The sequence below is a fragment of the Lactiplantibacillus daowaiensis genome (genome assembly GCF_005405085.1).
In the GTDB taxonomy this organism is placed as follows: domain Bacteria; phylum Bacillota; class Bacilli; order Lactobacillales; family Lactobacillaceae; genus Lactiplantibacillus; species Lactiplantibacillus daowaiensis.
The window spans coordinates 58,232-73,888 of record NZ_BJDJ01000018.1; the positions used below are offsets into that span (position 1 = coordinate 58,232).

Annotated in this window: 16 protein-coding genes; 1 reads left to right on the forward strand and 15 read right to left on the reverse strand. The window is 42.1% G+C overall.

The window, feature by feature from the left end; genetic code table 11:
• Window positions 1-15: 15 nt before the first annotated feature.
• From FFM75_RS10875 to FFM75_RS10920, 10 genes are all read right to left on the reverse strand, one after another.
• Window positions 16-948, reverse strand: a complete 933-nt coding sequence (locus tag FFM75_RS10875) for an ADP-ribosylglycohydrolase family protein (RefSeq protein WP_137629205.1) — start codon at window positions 946-948, stop codon at window positions 16-18.
• A 247-nt stretch (window positions 949-1,195) separates the two neighbouring features.
• Window positions 1,196-1,630, reverse strand: coding sequence for a zinc ribbon domain-containing protein (locus FFM75_RS10880; protein ID WP_137629206.1), 435 nt, complete (start codon window positions 1,628-1,630; stop codon window positions 1,196-1,198).
• A gap of 17 nt (window positions 1,631-1,647) precedes the next feature.
• Complete coding sequence (locus tag FFM75_RS10885; protein WP_137629207.1) at window positions 1,648-3,159, reverse strand: zinc ribbon domain-containing protein; 1,512 nt, start codon at window positions 3,157-3,159, stop codon at window positions 1,648-1,650.
• A gap of 18 nt (window positions 3,160-3,177) precedes the next feature.
• Window positions 3,178-3,834 carry a zinc ribbon domain-containing protein gene (locus tag FFM75_RS10890; RefSeq protein ID WP_137629208.1) on the reverse strand — a complete coding sequence of 219 codons (657 nt, stop codon included), beginning with the start codon at window positions 3,832-3,834 and terminating at the stop codon, window positions 3,178-3,180.
• A gap of 22 nt (window positions 3,835-3,856) precedes the next feature.
• Entirely contained in the window at window positions 3,857-4,756 is a 900-nt protein-coding gene (locus FFM75_RS10895) for a zinc ribbon domain-containing protein (RefSeq protein ID WP_137629209.1), read from the reverse strand.
• 25 nt (window positions 4,757-4,781) lie between these two features.
• Window positions 4,782-6,224, reverse strand: a complete 1,443-nt coding sequence (locus FFM75_RS10900) for a zinc ribbon domain-containing protein (RefSeq protein ID WP_137629210.1) — start codon at window positions 6,222-6,224, stop codon at window positions 4,782-4,784.
• 199 nt (window positions 6,225-6,423) lie between these two features.
• A complete protein-coding gene (locus FFM75_RS10905) occupies window positions 6,424-7,371 on the reverse strand; it encodes an ADP-ribosylglycohydrolase family protein (protein ID WP_137629211.1) in 948 nt (315 codons plus the stop codon).
• A gap of 18 nt (window positions 7,372-7,389) precedes the next feature.
• Entirely contained in the window at window positions 7,390-7,695 is a 306-nt protein-coding gene (locus FFM75_RS10910; protein ID WP_137629212.1) for a hypothetical protein, read from the reverse strand.
• A gap of 144 nt (window positions 7,696-7,839) precedes the next feature.
• Window positions 7,840-8,295: a hypothetical protein gene (locus FFM75_RS10915; protein WP_137629213.1), complete on the reverse strand. Its 456-nt coding sequence runs from the start codon at window positions 8,293-8,295 to the stop codon at window positions 7,840-7,842.
• Between the two features lie 245 nt (window positions 8,296-8,540).
• Entirely contained in the window at window positions 8,541-9,284 is a 744-nt protein-coding gene (locus FFM75_RS10920) for a hypothetical protein (RefSeq protein WP_137629214.1), read from the reverse strand.
• A gap of 266 nt (window positions 9,285-9,550) precedes the next feature.
• On the opposite strand from FFM75_RS10920, the gene FFM75_RS10925 reads away from it, so the two are divergent.
• Complete coding sequence (locus FFM75_RS10925; protein ID WP_137629215.1) at window positions 9,551-10,090, forward strand: sigma-70 family RNA polymerase sigma factor; 540 nt, start codon at window positions 9,551-9,553, stop codon at window positions 10,088-10,090.
• Between the two features lie 97 nt (window positions 10,091-10,187).
• Here FFM75_RS10925 and FFM75_RS10930 read toward each other — a convergent pair whose 3' ends face one another.
• The 5 genes from FFM75_RS10930 to FFM75_RS10950 form a co-directional block, all read right to left on the reverse strand.
• Window positions 10,188-11,177: an LCP family protein gene (locus FFM75_RS10930; protein WP_171001489.1), complete on the reverse strand. Its 990-nt coding sequence runs from the start codon at window positions 11,175-11,177 to the stop codon at window positions 10,188-10,190.
• Window positions 11,178-11,705: 528 nt separating this feature from the next.
• Window positions 11,706-12,554 carry a dTDP-4-dehydrorhamnose reductase gene (gene rfbD, locus FFM75_RS10935; RefSeq protein ID WP_137629217.1) on the reverse strand — a complete coding sequence of 283 codons (849 nt, stop codon included), beginning with the start codon at window positions 12,552-12,554 and terminating at the stop codon, window positions 11,706-11,708.
• A gap of 65 nt (window positions 12,555-12,619) precedes the next feature.
• The gene (rfbB, locus tag FFM75_RS10940; protein ID WP_137629218.1) at window positions 12,620-13,648 is read right to left on the reverse strand and encodes a dTDP-glucose 4,6-dehydratase; all 1,029 of its coding nucleotides are present in this window, start codon (window positions 13,646-13,648) and stop codon (window positions 12,620-12,622) included.
• A gap of 9 nt (window positions 13,649-13,657) precedes the next feature.
• Window positions 13,658-14,239, reverse strand: coding sequence for a dTDP-4-dehydrorhamnose 3,5-epimerase (gene rfbC, locus FFM75_RS10945; protein ID WP_137629219.1), 582 nt, complete (start codon window positions 14,237-14,239; stop codon window positions 13,658-13,660).
• 77 nt (window positions 14,240-14,316) lie between these two features.
• Entirely contained in the window at window positions 14,317-15,510 is a 1,194-nt protein-coding gene (locus FFM75_RS10950) for an LTA synthase family protein (RefSeq protein ID WP_137629220.1), read from the reverse strand.
• Window positions 15,511-15,657 lie beyond the last annotated feature (147 nt).

Here is a 15,657-nt window from a genome sequence, read left to right on the forward strand (position 1 = left end):
CTTTAGCGGGGTTTTTTAGTGTCCAAATTTCGTCACGAATGGCTCGATATAAGCCGCTAACCGCGCTGGATTTACCAACGCCGCTTGCCAACTTGTTGGTACGGTCTGAGTGGGATAACGAACCGCCGCCCAAGTTGCCGCAATCGTCGCAACAGTATCCGTATCGCCACCTAAATTGGCCGCTAATAAAATCGCTTCTTGAATCGTTTGCGCTTTCGCTGTACACCAAAGGGCAGCGCCGAAAGTATCGACGACATATCCTGTTGACCGAATTTGATTACGTGACAACTCGGATATCGTCGGCGTCAAATATGGGGCATAGTGCGCCCACTCCGCGATGACTTCCGGTTCGGCCACTGCTTGCACCTGGGCCGGGACCGTTGCCAGTGCGGTTCGTAACGGCACGCCACTTAACATCGCATGCAAGCATTCCAAGTACAGATAACTACCTAAGATCGCCCGCGGATGTCGATGGGTCATCGCCGTGTAATCGCGCGTCAGCTGTAGGCGTGTCGTGATGTCTGCTTCATCACTTAATACCAAGGCTAATGGCGCTAGTCGCATCAAGGCCCCATTGCCATTGGCGAACTCCGAAGGATCACCACAAGCGGTTGGCGCGAGTTGATTGATGAACCGGTTACGAATTGCATGCGCACACGTCTTACCAATATCAAACGTCTCATCACGCGGGGTATAAGCACCCCACATCATAAATGCTTGAAATCTCTCGAATAGATCTGCATAGGTGCCATCAGTCGTTAGATTATCCATCAATGCCAACGTTAAAGATGTATCATCCGACCAACTGCCCCGTGGTTGTTCCCAAGTCCCCTGACCCGTCATCGTCGTGACCCGATACGTATCCCGCTCATTAAACTCCACTGGTACCCCAAATGCATCGCCAACGATGCCAGCATATAAGATTTGGCGCATTTGTGCTGCTTGCATGGCAATTCCTCCTGTGATTTTTAATGTTACTAGTGTAACATTGTTAGCGGATATTGAACATACGTTCTCATCAAACTAATATAAAATCATCTGACTAATCATTAAAAGTGAACACGTCCTGAGTTAATCTGTTTTAATCACGCTTCCAAATTAAGCTACGCCATCTACTGAATAATCCACGAATTCACTCATTTTAGTAACAAAAAAGCACGACCACCCTATCGTAGTCGTGCTAAGCCATTTTAACCTATACTGATTTAATCAACGCATCGCCCGTTGCAAATAGCTGAACATATTCGCCACGTACAGTGGGCACGATTTTTAAGTTCGCCACGCCAGCGTAGCCTTGACCAGTACATAAGCGCCAAAAGTTCAAAGTCAAATCTTCCCAAGCACCTTTATAGCCGTTTTGGCCGTGGTTATCACCATCGGCAAACACTAACCCACCGCGGGTATAACCATTGGGAATCGTCCCGTTGGTGATCATTAATTGATCAATCGCTGTTTGTTCTTCGGCAGTCAATTCAACTGCGGGATGCGCAAACTTTTGGTCACCAGCATGGGGCAACTTCACGACGGCTGTCGCAGTGTCTAATTTCGTCCCACAACTGAGGCAAAAATTCGCATCCATTGCATTTTCATGTTGGCAATTCGGGCAAACCCGATAACGTTCATTTAACATGGCACAACTCCCTTTTCCTAATCGTCTTCATGGGTATCGCGAATCTTTTGACCACCAGTAACTTTGATGATGCGATACGTATCGGACTGCTTTTCGGTTTCAGCGTCATAGCTGAACTCTTGCACGTGAGTCCCGCTGTCAGTTGCAAACCGGTAAGTCAAATAGTACGTGATAATTGATTTATTCTTACTAATTGGCGCCACTGACCGGACTTCAGCATCATATTCGATTCCCGTTAAGTCATCATCATTATAATAGCCTTTCGCCATGCGGACCATTTCTTTATATTGTGGATTATCGGTCCCATCAGTATAGTAGTCATCCAACGACCGATCATCCGGGTCAACCGCGTCGCTGACATCCCCACTATTCGACATATCTTGAATCGCAGAAAACAAGTTGTCCATATACGTGTCAGCGTCATCTAAACTCATAACACCCGCAAACTGTAATTGGACACTTTCACCATCACTGGTGACTTTATAAGCTTCCGACGTCACCGTTGACGACCCGTGCTTGTAAACACCCGTCACTTCCAAGTTACCGGACCATGGTAATTCACTCACGGTCAATTCACCCGTCGAATCAGCGGTCCCTTGCTTCTTATTATTGATATAAATCGTCGTCTTAGGTGCTGTTTGGACGGTAAATGAAATCGTCCGTAAGGCTAAATCGATCGTTTGGTTGTTACGCTTAAGCGTGTAACTACCACTATTGGTCATCGACTTGCCACTAACCGTCCCAGTTGACGCAATCGTATAGACGCCGGGCACTAATGGGCCGAGTTTTTTACGATAGCTCGTACTATTAGACGTTGCGACGGTCTTACCATTGACACTGATTTTAGCGCCATTACGATTCGTCGTCGCCGTCGCATAGACGGGTTTGACGTGAATCGTGTATTTATCAAATAACAGCCAAGCTTTTCCTGCCAATTGAGTCGTAAACAGTTGGTCATTAGTTTGACCGTTATTGAGTTCCCGTTTAAATGTCGCTAACGCTTGCGGGTTCTTTTTAAAATAAGTCACTAATGGCTTCAGTTTCCGATCACTTAACTTCAAGTTAGGGTCAGACGTGCTAAAGTAGCCAGCGACACCGGACTTGTCAGTCTTTAAGGCCGTAATCGCGCGGTTTAATTGCGCTGAACGCGTGTAATAATTACGCCCAGCCACATAGCCGCCGACTAGGATGACAACGATCACCCCAATGACCCACCAAGCCCATTTCGGCATAGTTTCACCTTGGTGACCACCAGCTGGCTTAGGTGCGGGACTTTGATGAGCCGCACGCCGAGTTGGCGTTGGTTGAGTCGCATCAGCTTGGGGCGCACTAACTGATGCTGGTTGTGAGGTCGGTGCTGAATCAGCGGCCCCATCATCGTGATTGGTCGCATTGAACTGGGCTAAATTATACCCACAGTGCCCACAAAATTCATCGCCCGCGGCCACCTTTTCACCACAATTAGGACAAAAGGCGGCGCCACCACTGGGGTCGTCGGCTGCCCGATAACGTTTCTGCGTGTTTTTCATCTTAACTCCTCCAAAAAGCTAATTGTGTAACAAGTACATATTCAAACTTTCATGACTCCCGCTTTCGGTAATATCGACGCGGACTTGGTAACCGCGATACTTAGTCCCATTGATGGCTTTGCTAAACTTTCCTTGCCGCGTAAAGACCATCTTCGATGAACTAGATGAATCGGTCGTGTTCAAGTTAGTGGTCACCGTCTTGTGATCACCATGCCACGTCCCGGTATCTTCAATGCGGGCACTTAACGCGTCAGTCAACGAACTCGCATCATCATCTTGATTCGTATAAACGCGACCATTCGACTTGAAGCTAATGCGGCCATACGCAGCGCTACCACTGCCAGTTAAACCATCTTTCGTTGTCAGGATCCAACTTGGATACCGTTCAGCGGTCGCACGAAAACTATTGTGCCGATAAACACCGCCACCAATCACGACAACGACAATTACGGCCACTAACCAGACGAGCCATGGTCGCGTTAAGCTTTGATACCAAGTTTGCACTTGGCCCCACCAATTGGTGACTTGCGCTTTGGCTGCGGTGCCAGTTGAACTGGCGGTGGCTGCTGGCTGTGGTGTTGGTTGAGCAACACTTTGTCCTCGCAAATCAGCCCCACAGTGCGGACAGAACTTCGTTTCAGCTGGTACTTTCTTACCACAATTTGAACAAAACATCGTCTACTCCTCCAAATAAGTCCTAAAAATTACTGAACAAATCCCCTAAGCTTGAATTCTGTGAAAATTCTTGGGCGAAGTCCATCGCCAAGTTTTCTCCTTCGATGCGAGCAAAAATATAAAACGCGGCACTTAACACGATCAACGCAATTAAGACCATGAAGAACTTGTCAAAACGCGGCGTTTGGATCGACTTGTTAATCGCTAGAATATACCCTACTTGCCAAATCATACTGATCAAGCCAGCTACAACTAACGCAAAGGCTAGTTGCCGCACAAAGGTGATCGGTGAATCAACATTGAACGTCACGGTATAGACCGCAATGATTAAAACTAAGTTTAAAATCAACGCAATGTTGGTTAAGTGAGCGAACCGATTCAAGTAATCAAAGAAGTTGACATCCTTATGTTGGTCACCTAAAACACTGGCACCAAACCCGATCAAGATGTAAAAAACGATGCCGACTAGGACTAACATGAAGAACTTAAAGTCGAGTGAAAATGACAAATTCTTCAACACGACCATTGAGCTGCCGGCTGCCGTATTGATTTGTTTGATGCAGCGATTAAAAGCAGCGACAATCGCAAACGTTAGTAATAAGGCACTGATCACCATCGAGATAATCCCGAAGTACTTTTCACCGGGTTCTTCGGCGCTAGGCTGTTTGAATGATGCCACTAACCATTTGAAATAATTTTTCGAATAGTTTTGAACTTGCGCGACCCGGTCGCCAGTTGGCGTACTTGTGGCTTGATCAGTCGTCGTTTCGTCATTCGTTGCTTGTGAACGGTTGGTATCAGTAGCGTCAGTTGCCGTGGTTTCAGTGGTGCCTTGCGCGGCTTGTAAGTCATACCCGCAATGGGTACAAAAGCGGGTTTCCCCATCTAGTTCAGCGCCGCAGTTTGGACAAAATTTTTGCATGCTAATTAACTCCCTTTAGTTTTGTTTAATCATCATCGTCGTTAGTAGAGGTGTACGCGCGAATCTTTTGTGCTGGTGTGATCTTAACGATTTGCATGTTACTGCCATTTTTCTCGAGGGTTGCCGTGTAACGGAAGACTTGAATCCGACTATCTTTTGAGTTTTCAAATTCATACTTCACGTCATACGTAACTTGGCTTTGTGACTTGGTCGCTGGCGCTACAGCCAATACGGTTGGTGTATAAGTCACGCTCAACACATCGTCGTTGTCGTAGTACCCCTTCGCCATCTTGGCAAATCCTTGATAATCCGCATTGCTCGTCCCGTCAACGAAATAACTGTCGAGCGTGTTATCGTCGTCATCGGTGGCATCGGCTAGATCACCATCGTCGGTATACCCACTGATCGCCGTAAATAAATTATTGAAGTAATCACTCGCGGTCGACTTGCTCATCGTCCCCGGAAAGGCCACGCTAACGGTTTGATCAGCGTCAGCGCTCGTAATCTTCGTGGCGTTCGACGTTATCGTCTTTTTACCCACGACATATTTCCCCGTCAGTAGTAGATTGCTAGACCAAGCCGCATCCTTAATGGCCAAGTTCCCGGTTGACCCAATCGTGCCTTGATAGTGTTGGTTCAAGTAAACTTTAGTCTTGGGCGTCCCACTCACGGTAAACGAAATCGTCCGTAAGTCTAAGTTATAAGTGGCGTTGTTCTCATGTAAATAAACGGTCCCCGTATTTTTAAGCAGTTGGCCGTTCACAGTACCGACCGCCATCAACGTGTAATTTCCCGGGACATACGGGCCAAACTTATGTGAATAGCTCGTCGATTGACTCGTCGCCACCCGTTTACCGTTGACATTCAATTGTGCACCCTGACGGTTAGTTGTCAACGTGGCATAGACTGGTTTGACTTTGATCTGATACTTGTCAAAGAATAACCAAGCCTTACCCGTCGCTTCATATTCGAATAAACCATCCGTCGTCATCGATCCAGTCTGTAATTGACTCTGAAAAGTCGCTAAAGCTTGCGGATTCGTTTTAAACCGCTTGAGTAGTGGCTTAATCGTCTGCGCCGATAGCTTTAACGATGGATCACTAGTCGTGAACTGCTTGTAGACCCCAGTTTTACCCGTCTTTAAAGCGGTAATGTCGCGGTTCAATTGGTTCGTACGTGAATAATAATTGCGACCAAATAAATATCCCCCAATTAAAGCTACCACGACAATGCCGATGGTGACCCAAGCCCATTGTGGCAACCGTGATGACTGCCGCTGGACTCGAGTCGATTGCGGTGTGGTTGACTGACTTGATTGTGGCGTCGACTGATTCGTTGTCGATTGGGCTTTTAGATTAAAGCCACAATGACCACAAAATTCATCGCCAATCGCGACCGGCTGACCACAATTCGGACAAAAACCGCCGCTTTGATGGTCATCAGCGGCTTGATCATAATGCTGTAACATAACCCTTAAACTCCCTTTTTGAACTAATTAACTCCTTTAATACTTTACCATAATTTCAATCTAATTTATTAAAATCTTAATATTAAGTCATAAAAAATTGAGCACAATAAAAACGCGGTTAACTGGCATTTTGAGGCCATTAACCGCGTTCGTTTGGGTAATCACACAATAAATTTGTGGTTTTGATTATTATTTATTTTTAATCACAGTTTGTTGCGAAGCGGGCAACGAACGGCGTTATGACATCAGTGGCAATTGCCGCATGACAAAGCGCCTGTTGCCAACTTATTGGTACTTTAGCGGTGGGATGAGCCGCCACTAACAAACTAGCCGTGATGGTCGCTACAGTGTCAGCATCCGCCCCTAAGTTAGCCGCCGTGATAATCGCGGTCGCTAAGTCGGGACTGTTCAACGTGACCCACACCGCTGCTTCTAAGGTATCGACGACATAGGCAGTTGAGCGAATCGCCGTTTTAGGTAACGCGTGAAAGTTCGGCTGCCAGAGTCGGTTGAAGTGGTCCCATTCAGCCAACACCACTGGTTGCGTTGTTAATGCCGCTTTTAACTGCCCGGGCACCGTTTGTAGCGCTGCCGGTAAACTCATCCCCGTTAATAAGGCATGCAAGAGTTCTAAGTAGCTATAACTCGCTAAAATGGCGCGTGGATGCCGATGCGTCAAACACGTCACATCATGCGTTCGTTGTAGCCGACGCATAATGTCTGGCTCAGTGATTAGGGCGATAGCTAACGGCGCTAACCGCATTAAAGCGCCGTTGCCATTACTCATCTCACTAATACTACCGGCTTCAACGGGATTCACGTGATCATGCACCACCCGTTGAATCGCTAACCGACACGTATTGCCCATGCCAAAAGCCTTACCGTTAGGCGTGTACGCCCCATGATACATATAGGCCGCAAACCGTTGCATTAAGTCATCAGCATCACCGGCAACCGTCAAGTTAGCCATCAGCGCTAATGACATCGCGGTATCATCGGACCAACTGCCGCGCGGTTGGTGCCAAGCGCCACCACTAGTCATCATAGTGACCTGATAAGTCCCACGGCGTTGACCTTCAACTGGGACGCCAAATGCATCGGCTACCACGGCCGCCATTAACATCTGTTGCATTTGCCCTGCTTGCATTCAAACTCGCCCCACTAACTAAATATCACAAGCTAATCGCGTCGTTTTCGACGTTTGTCGTTGCACATTATAGATTTCAACAATGATGCTGTTACCCACCGGATGCCAATCGATCGCCTTGACCAGATTGCGCATAAACGTCCGCGTGATCTGCGTTTTAATCGAGATGCCGCTGCGTTCGAGATCATCATAAAAGATGACCCGCTGATCTAACTTATCGACCTTAAAGTAGTAATAAGCATAGTGCGCCGTACCGCGTTGCAAAATTAAATGGTATGAAAAATTGTAGTCCGCTGGGAAAACTTGAATACCATTGTCGTCCATCGTTTTAACATCCTTTGTGAGTAGATTTTTGTTAAGTCGTGTTGGAGCTTCTTTTGTTATTGTACCGTGAATGCTGTGGGAATGGTACTGGTGTTGGGGAAAAGCTAGTTAAAAACTTAGGGAATCCACACAAAGATGCGGCATTTATAACATAGAATATGACCGTTTTTGATTTCTCTTTTTCAAATAGATACCAACTGTGATAAACAGAATAAAATTGATAATAATAAAATCGATCACGCTTACAGAAAAATCTGACAAATAATTCCCAAATATTGTAATGAAAAGCGGATATAGCGCGCACATTACACCATGTTCAGTAGATACGCCACCAGCCAAATCCTTTACAATTTCACAGCTATTTGATTGTTCAGTCATGAATGCTGCGCCATTGCGTACCAAATCCAAACAAATAGGTCCAACAGATAAAAGGTCCAATTTTCCGATACCAAATGCTAGGAAACAATAGAATTGAACAAATGCCACCAGTGCAATCAGCAGAACTGCAAAAGCTAAACCGGGGGTAAGCTCTTTTGGTTGTACATAACCGTTAATCGTATAAACTTCGGAAACCAGTTCCAATTTATTTGTTTTTTTCATGATACAGGCCTCATTTCATTTAAAGTGAAATCAGCCTAAATCAAATGCGCAAATTAAAGCAAGTCATCGTAAATTTCTATTGCTACTTTGTTATCAAAAAAGAAATTTTCACTGATAAAGTGCGCCTATGACTGAATCATCGATATTACTTATTAAGAGCATGCCACTACAAAACTGCATCAAAACTACGCCATTTTTCAGAATAAAAAGCACTTACTACCAACACTCTGGTAATAAGTGTGCCTTCACGCCCTTTTGAGCCCAAAATACCCCATCAAAGCCAAGTCCAAATCATTCCCATCTAACGGTAAGCCATAATACTGCTGACTCAGATGTTGACTAAACTTTCGATATCCCGCATACGTTAACTCAGGTGCCAACTGTTGCCCGCCAACCGCGCCACCATAATTAAACCGATTATAATACGCCGTATCATTCGCCAAATAACGATGTAGCACTTGGACACGATCGATTTGATTAACCAAGGCCCGCTTAGATACTGGTAAGAACAACCGCAAGCCATTGTAGAGTTGTACTACAGCACCACCCGCAACTGATTTCGCAGAACAATATTGATGCACACCAAACCAGTGACGTCCTGCCAAATGCCGAAACGTCACTGGTAAGAATTGCATATCCCTACAAATCAACGGTAATTTGAACCTCGGTAACCCTAGACTACACACTAACTCCTGTAACTGATACTGTGCCCCGAACTGCAAATCAGCAGCCACCCGTTGCATTAGTTTTGAGACTGTCTCAACAGTGCTCACCAATCCCCGATGACTATCCAAAATAACCGCATTTACCTCACCCACGACATGACTAGTGTCAAGCACCCAAAAAGTCTGCAAATAATCCACTTGCGCCCCATCAATGCGATCACTACGCGCAATTAAGCCTGCTAAATCAGTCAAATCTAAATCCTCAGTCGTCGTTGGCCAAAATGTTTTATCCCGATGACGCCGAAGGTTAAAGCTTGTATCCATCCCCATACTCCTTTATTCACCATGGTTTTGAGTGACTCTTATTTTTATATACGGTTAAGCACTTATCTTTTTCATAGAATGCCTTAATTTTCAGTAAAAAGCAAGCTAGAAGTTTCATTTTCTAAACAATGTTACGAAATGTGTCATTTTAGTTCGTTTTTGCGTCAATTTATGCGTTTTTGCAAGTTTCTTGATGCTAATCGTATCCACTATACTAACCACAACCTTAGCTAAGGAAAAACCAGATTATAAAGGATGATCAATCTATGCGAACAGACCGATTTGAAAATAAAGCTGCTTTCGACCTTTTAGCACAACCCGAACATCAACGTTTATTGTATGGCGCCTTAAAAGCCGCTAACGTGACCCGTGGCCATCCACACTTTGATGACTGTGTCACCGTTGGCCATTTAACTTGGCTATCCGCTTACCAGAACTTTGCGCCGGACTTACCAGCGAACTTAGCTGACTTCCGTAAGTTTGCTTTTAGGCGCATTAAGTGGCGCACCGTTGATTACTTGCGCAAACAAACACTACGGACACAGCGGCAGGTGCCCTTGGATGAAGCTTTGGATATGAGTATTATTCCGATGCAAGTTAAAGAACGTCATTGGGAGTTAACTGATTTATTGGCTTCATTGTTGGATCAATGTAAGCCTGGAGAACGGATCTATTTGACGGAATTCTTTTTGGAGGAACAGTCGGTAGCTGATATTATGCGGACACATGGGGTTAGTCGGCGGACGGTTTATAATTGGCGGAGTGGTTTGTTGGTGAAGGCGGTAAAGTTATATAAAAAAGCGTAACAAAAATACCAAAATGGTAGGCAATACAGCATTGCTTACCAATTTTGGTATTTTTGTTTTAAGGCTTATTACCACCTGTAGTCTATTTAGCGTTCAACTATTTATTAGCATACTTAGGACCAGTAGTTGCTGCTTTTAAGTCTAATGACTTACGTATAACATTGGTTACACGTTGCTTTTCCTTTTGAGAAATCACTTCAAACGATTGACCATCAATCATTTTTCCAGTACCTTGTGCATGGTCAGACACGACGTTTTTAGTAGCTTTGCGATATTTAGTAACAACTGCCGTTAAATCACTAAAAGCTAAATCAGTTCTAGTTTGCTTAGCCAACGACTTAACAAAGTCCTGCTTAATTAGGTTCGTGGCATTTGTTCCTTTACTAATAATCGCTGTAATTAATTGTTGTTGCCGCTTTTGACGCCCATAATCTCCCAATGGGTCATCATATCGCATACGTGAATATGCCAACGCCTTTGCACCATTCATATGCACTTTTACACCTTTTTTGAAGGTGTATCCCTCATACTTAAACGAACGAATTGGTGAAATATCCACGCCACCAACTTCATTCACAACTTTCTTCATTCCGCCCATATTGATCAACGCATAATAATCAATCGGAACATTCAACCACTTTTGAATTGTCTTTATAGTAGTACCTGCACTACCATATGCATATGCAGCGTTCAACTTAGCCGGAAAATCTTGTTCAAAACCAGATATTGCAACTTCTGAGTCACGTGGCAAACTCATCATAGTGGTTGTATTGGTTTTCGGATTAATTGTAACCAAAATTATAGTATCAGTACGACCTTTATAATTTCGACCCAAAGCACCAGTATCAGTTCCTAATAACAAAATTGAAATTGGCTTCTTACTTTTTAGAAGTGTATCAGTATTACGAGACTTTTTTATACCACTACTTTGATAGACAATTTTAGCGGCATTTTTTGCATTAAAATATGTCCTAGCAGCAAACGCACCAATTCCAATTATTAAAATAGCAATAATTCCTAGTAAGATATTCCTAATCGTATGTCTTTGACCCTTTTTTTCTGATTCTTTAGCTTCTTTATTATTCATACTTATCCCCCATCTAAAAAGATATTCTAACATTAAATTAGTAAGCATCGCTGCTAAATAAATTTCATATAAAAAATTTAATTATATGCTAAATACATGTTTCGCTAATTAATTAACAAAAGAGCGCCCACATATCCTAAGAACTTTCTGACAATATAATGATCAATTTTTTGATACGTGTATATCCTCGAAAAAAGGTATCAAGATAATAAGATGCTATATTGGTAATTAGTCACAAGACGCTAGTGCCTCACATAATAGTGAAATAGATATGATTTCAACAGTGGAACGTGACTAATCGCCGACAGCCTAGCACGCATGTCGACCAAAAACTTCACATTTAGCAATTAGTTCCAATTTCTCTCTGACTTTGAACCTAAATCTTGCCATGCAAAAATCCCTCCGTCATTGTCAGATGAATTATATTATTTCATCTGACAATGACGGAGGGATTATAACAGGATTAGTACAAGTACAACACCAAGCTATTTTTGTTATTCTACTTCGTATTACACTTGACTTGACAATTTAGAACTTTTTTATGTTTAATAGAAAATTCTTCAAAGCATCCTGCCAAGTAGGAATCAAAAAACCAGTCGACTTAGCCTTATCCAAACTCATAATCGAATGCCGTGGTCGATAAGCCTTTTGAGGAAATTCTTCTGAGGTAACTGGCTTAACAACAACATCAGTATCTTTCAAAATTTCACAAGCAAAATCATACCAAGTTGCTTCATTATCGTTACTCAATTGATATGTGCCAAATGGTGCTTTAACATCCAATAAATGAATCATAAATTCAGCCAACGTCCGGGTCCAAGTTGGCCGTCCAATCTGATCATTCACAACCGTCAAAGTATCATGTGTCTTTGCAAGACTCTGCATCGTATAGACAAAGTTGTGACCAAATTCGCCGAAGACCCAACTAGTTCGCACAATATAAGCTTTAGCGCCGCTTTCGCGAATTGCTTGTTCACCAGCCCACTTAGCACGACCATATTCATTCTTAGGATTAGCTGGGTCATCTTCTAGATAATACCCTTCTTTAGTGCCATCAAAGACATAATCAGTCGAAATATATACTAATTTGACATCATTTTCTTTCGCAACTTCTGCTAAATTTTTAGTTCCATCGACATTAACTTTCCAGTTCAGGTCTTTACCTTCATCTTCGGCTTTATCAACTGCAGTATATGCTGCAGCATCCAAAATAACTTCTGGCTTTAACTCTTGAACCTTTGCACTAACTTTATCACGGTCTGTAATATCTAAATCATCAGCCGTCAAGGCAACATAATCCCACTTAACTTCATTTAAAAGCTTTTGTAATTCTTGCCCTAACTGACCACTTGCACCAACAATCATTGCTTTAACCATTAAGTTTTCCTCCTAAAAAAACAAGAGAATTGTCCAACGACACTTCCCTTGTTAACCATTACTGTTTATTGACCGTTTTTAGCATAATTAGCTTCAACTGCAGACTTATCAGCTTGCCACCAATTTTCATGGTCTTGATACCACTTAATCGTATCAGCCAAACCAGAACGAAAATCAGTAAACTCTGGCTGCCAACCTAATTCAGTCCGTAACTTAGTTGAATCAATCGCATAACGCAAATCATGTCCTGGGCGATCCATAACGGTATCATAGGCATCTTTAGGTTGACCCATTAATTCCAGAATCATTTCCAGTACATCTTTGTTATTCATTTCGCCATCAGCACCGATTAAGTAAGTCTCGCCAATCTCACCTTTAGTCAAAATCGTCCAAACAGCCGCTGAATGGTCATTGGTATGAATCCAATCTCGAACATTCTTACCAGTACCATACAGCTTTGGTCGAATTCCACTTAGAATATTAGTAATTTGGCGTGGAATAAATTTTTCAATATATTGATATGGCCCATAATTATTTGAACAATTTGAAATAGTTGCTTGTAACCCAAATGACCGGACCCAAGCACGAACTAACAAGTCACTGCTGGCCTTACTTGATGAATATGGGCTAGAAGGCTTATATGGGCTCGTAGGCGTGAATTTCTCACCGACCCCTTCACCATGGCCAGGTAAGTCTTCGCGCAATGGTAAATCACCATAAACTTCATCTGTTGAGACATGATGGAATCGTTTGTGGTATTTTTGAGCAGCTTGAATTAACGTGTAAGTCCCAATAATATTGGTTTCCATAAATGGCCATGGATCTTTCAATGAATTATCATTATGACTTTCAGCCGCATAATGAACGACTGCATCAGTTTGTTGCATTAAATCATTGACCAACGGTGCATCACAAATGTCACCAACGACTAACTTAACACGGTCACCTAAAATATCTGCAATGTTAGCTTTATTCCCGGCATATGTTAATTTATCCAGCACAGTGATATTGACTTCTGGATGATGGTTATAAACATAATGAACGAAGTTGGAACCGATGAAACCAGCTCCACCCGTAATTAATAAGTTTTTCATAACGTCTCCTTAGATTTCACCATAAACGAACGGATTATCTTTTTCAAATTCAGCAAAAGTTGGTTGCTTAGCATCCTTGTCAGAAGTAATGGCTTGATCAAAATCAATTGGCCAGTTAATGTTCAGATCCTTATCCATGAACGTAATCCCACCATCAGCGCTAGCATCATAGTAGTTATCACACTTGTATAAGAAGTTAACATTATCAGTCAAAGTAACGAAGCCATGCGCAAAACCACGTGGCACCAATAATTGACGATGGTTACTTTCAGAGATAATATAGCCTTCCCACTGCTTATAGGTAGGTGAGCCTTTACGAACATCGACAATAACGTCTAACACGGCTCCCGTAACGACCCGAATCAACTTGGTTTGTGAAGCCTTACCACGTTGAAAATGTAACCCACGTAAAACACCAGCGTCAGCAGATAGCGATTGGTTGTCTTGAATAAAATCAAAATTAATCCCAGCTACCTTAAAATCACGATCAGAATACGTTTCGGTGAAGAAGCCACGTTTGTCACCAAAAACCGCTGGTTCAATAATCTTTACATCTTGTAACTTAGTTGTTGTTACTTTTAACTTGCCCAAAATTATACCCTCCAAATACCAAGACTAGCACTATTAGCATATCACGTTTATTCAGGTACTACATTACTTATAATAATTTATTTTTGAGTCAGAGCTTTTAAAGCATAATGATGGCCAGCGGTAAAATCATATTGTACAAGTTGATAGTCATGCAAAAGTTTTTTTTGTTTTTTTGATAATTCTGAAATAGTCATTAATTTTTCAGTCTTAGAATTAACTAAATTCATACCACCACTTGGTAAATTGGGATTAGATGAAGTTGTTGATACCTTTGAAGCTATTATTGGCAATTTCTCACTTACTTCCTGAATTAAGGCATAGTATGGCGTTATTTTCGAATTGGTAGCTTGCAGCATCTCACTTGCAAAGGAATAAGTCCCCACCATTTTTTGATAACTAATCTTTTTAAGCTTTTTATGATTAGACCAAATAAAATACGGTGTCTTATGCATTTCAACACCATTTTTTTCAAGATTTACGTTATCGTAAATACTTGGTAAATGATCTCCATAAAAAACAACAGTTACATTCTGTTTCATCTTTTTTAATTGCTTTAATAAATATTTGTTTGCCTCATCGGTATAGCTTATTCCCTTACTATATGTTTCTATTTCGGACTTTTCAGTAGAAGAAATATTTCCAGTAGCTTTATACTCATTATTTTTATAATACTTACTTGTAAAAGGCATATGGTTCTGCATCGTAGATAATTGTACGAACTGACTATTCTTGTTATTTTTAAGTGCATAGATTAGAGACTTATATGCGGACTTATCCGAAACATACGGATTTTTGTTGATTTTCTGTACAAACCCTTTCGGATACTTATGATTTAAATATTCAAATTCATTAAAACGCATTTTTTTAAATACTTGTTTTCTTGAATATAACGTACCTGCATACGGATGAATAGCCATACTACTACTAAATAGATTATTTATAGAAAAGGTCTTACTTTGACGAACAACTAATTGTGTGTACGGGGTGGGTAAGGTTGCTGAAAAATTACCCAAAGATAATCCTGTCAACGCTTGATACTCCATATTGGCAGTACCGCCACCATATCCGTCACTAATCATATTTCCACCGACGCCATTTTTTATAAGCGAACTCGTATATGGAATAGGATTTTTATTTAATTTCACACCGGGAACCTTTGTTGGATCACTAAAACTTTCAGATAGTATAAACACAACCTTCTGTTTACTATCAGTTCTATTTTTGTTAATTTTATGACTATCTTTTATATATTTTTGAGCCAGTTTTTCCATTGTAGCTTTTGAAGGTAGCGTCAAGAATCTTGTGTAAATGAAATGCCTTCGTACATATAATATGTATCTAACTTAAATAAATGATGCTTCCAAGGTGTCCTGGAGTCCTTTGAACCCTCGGTGGATCCGCTTCAGAGACTTCTCGTT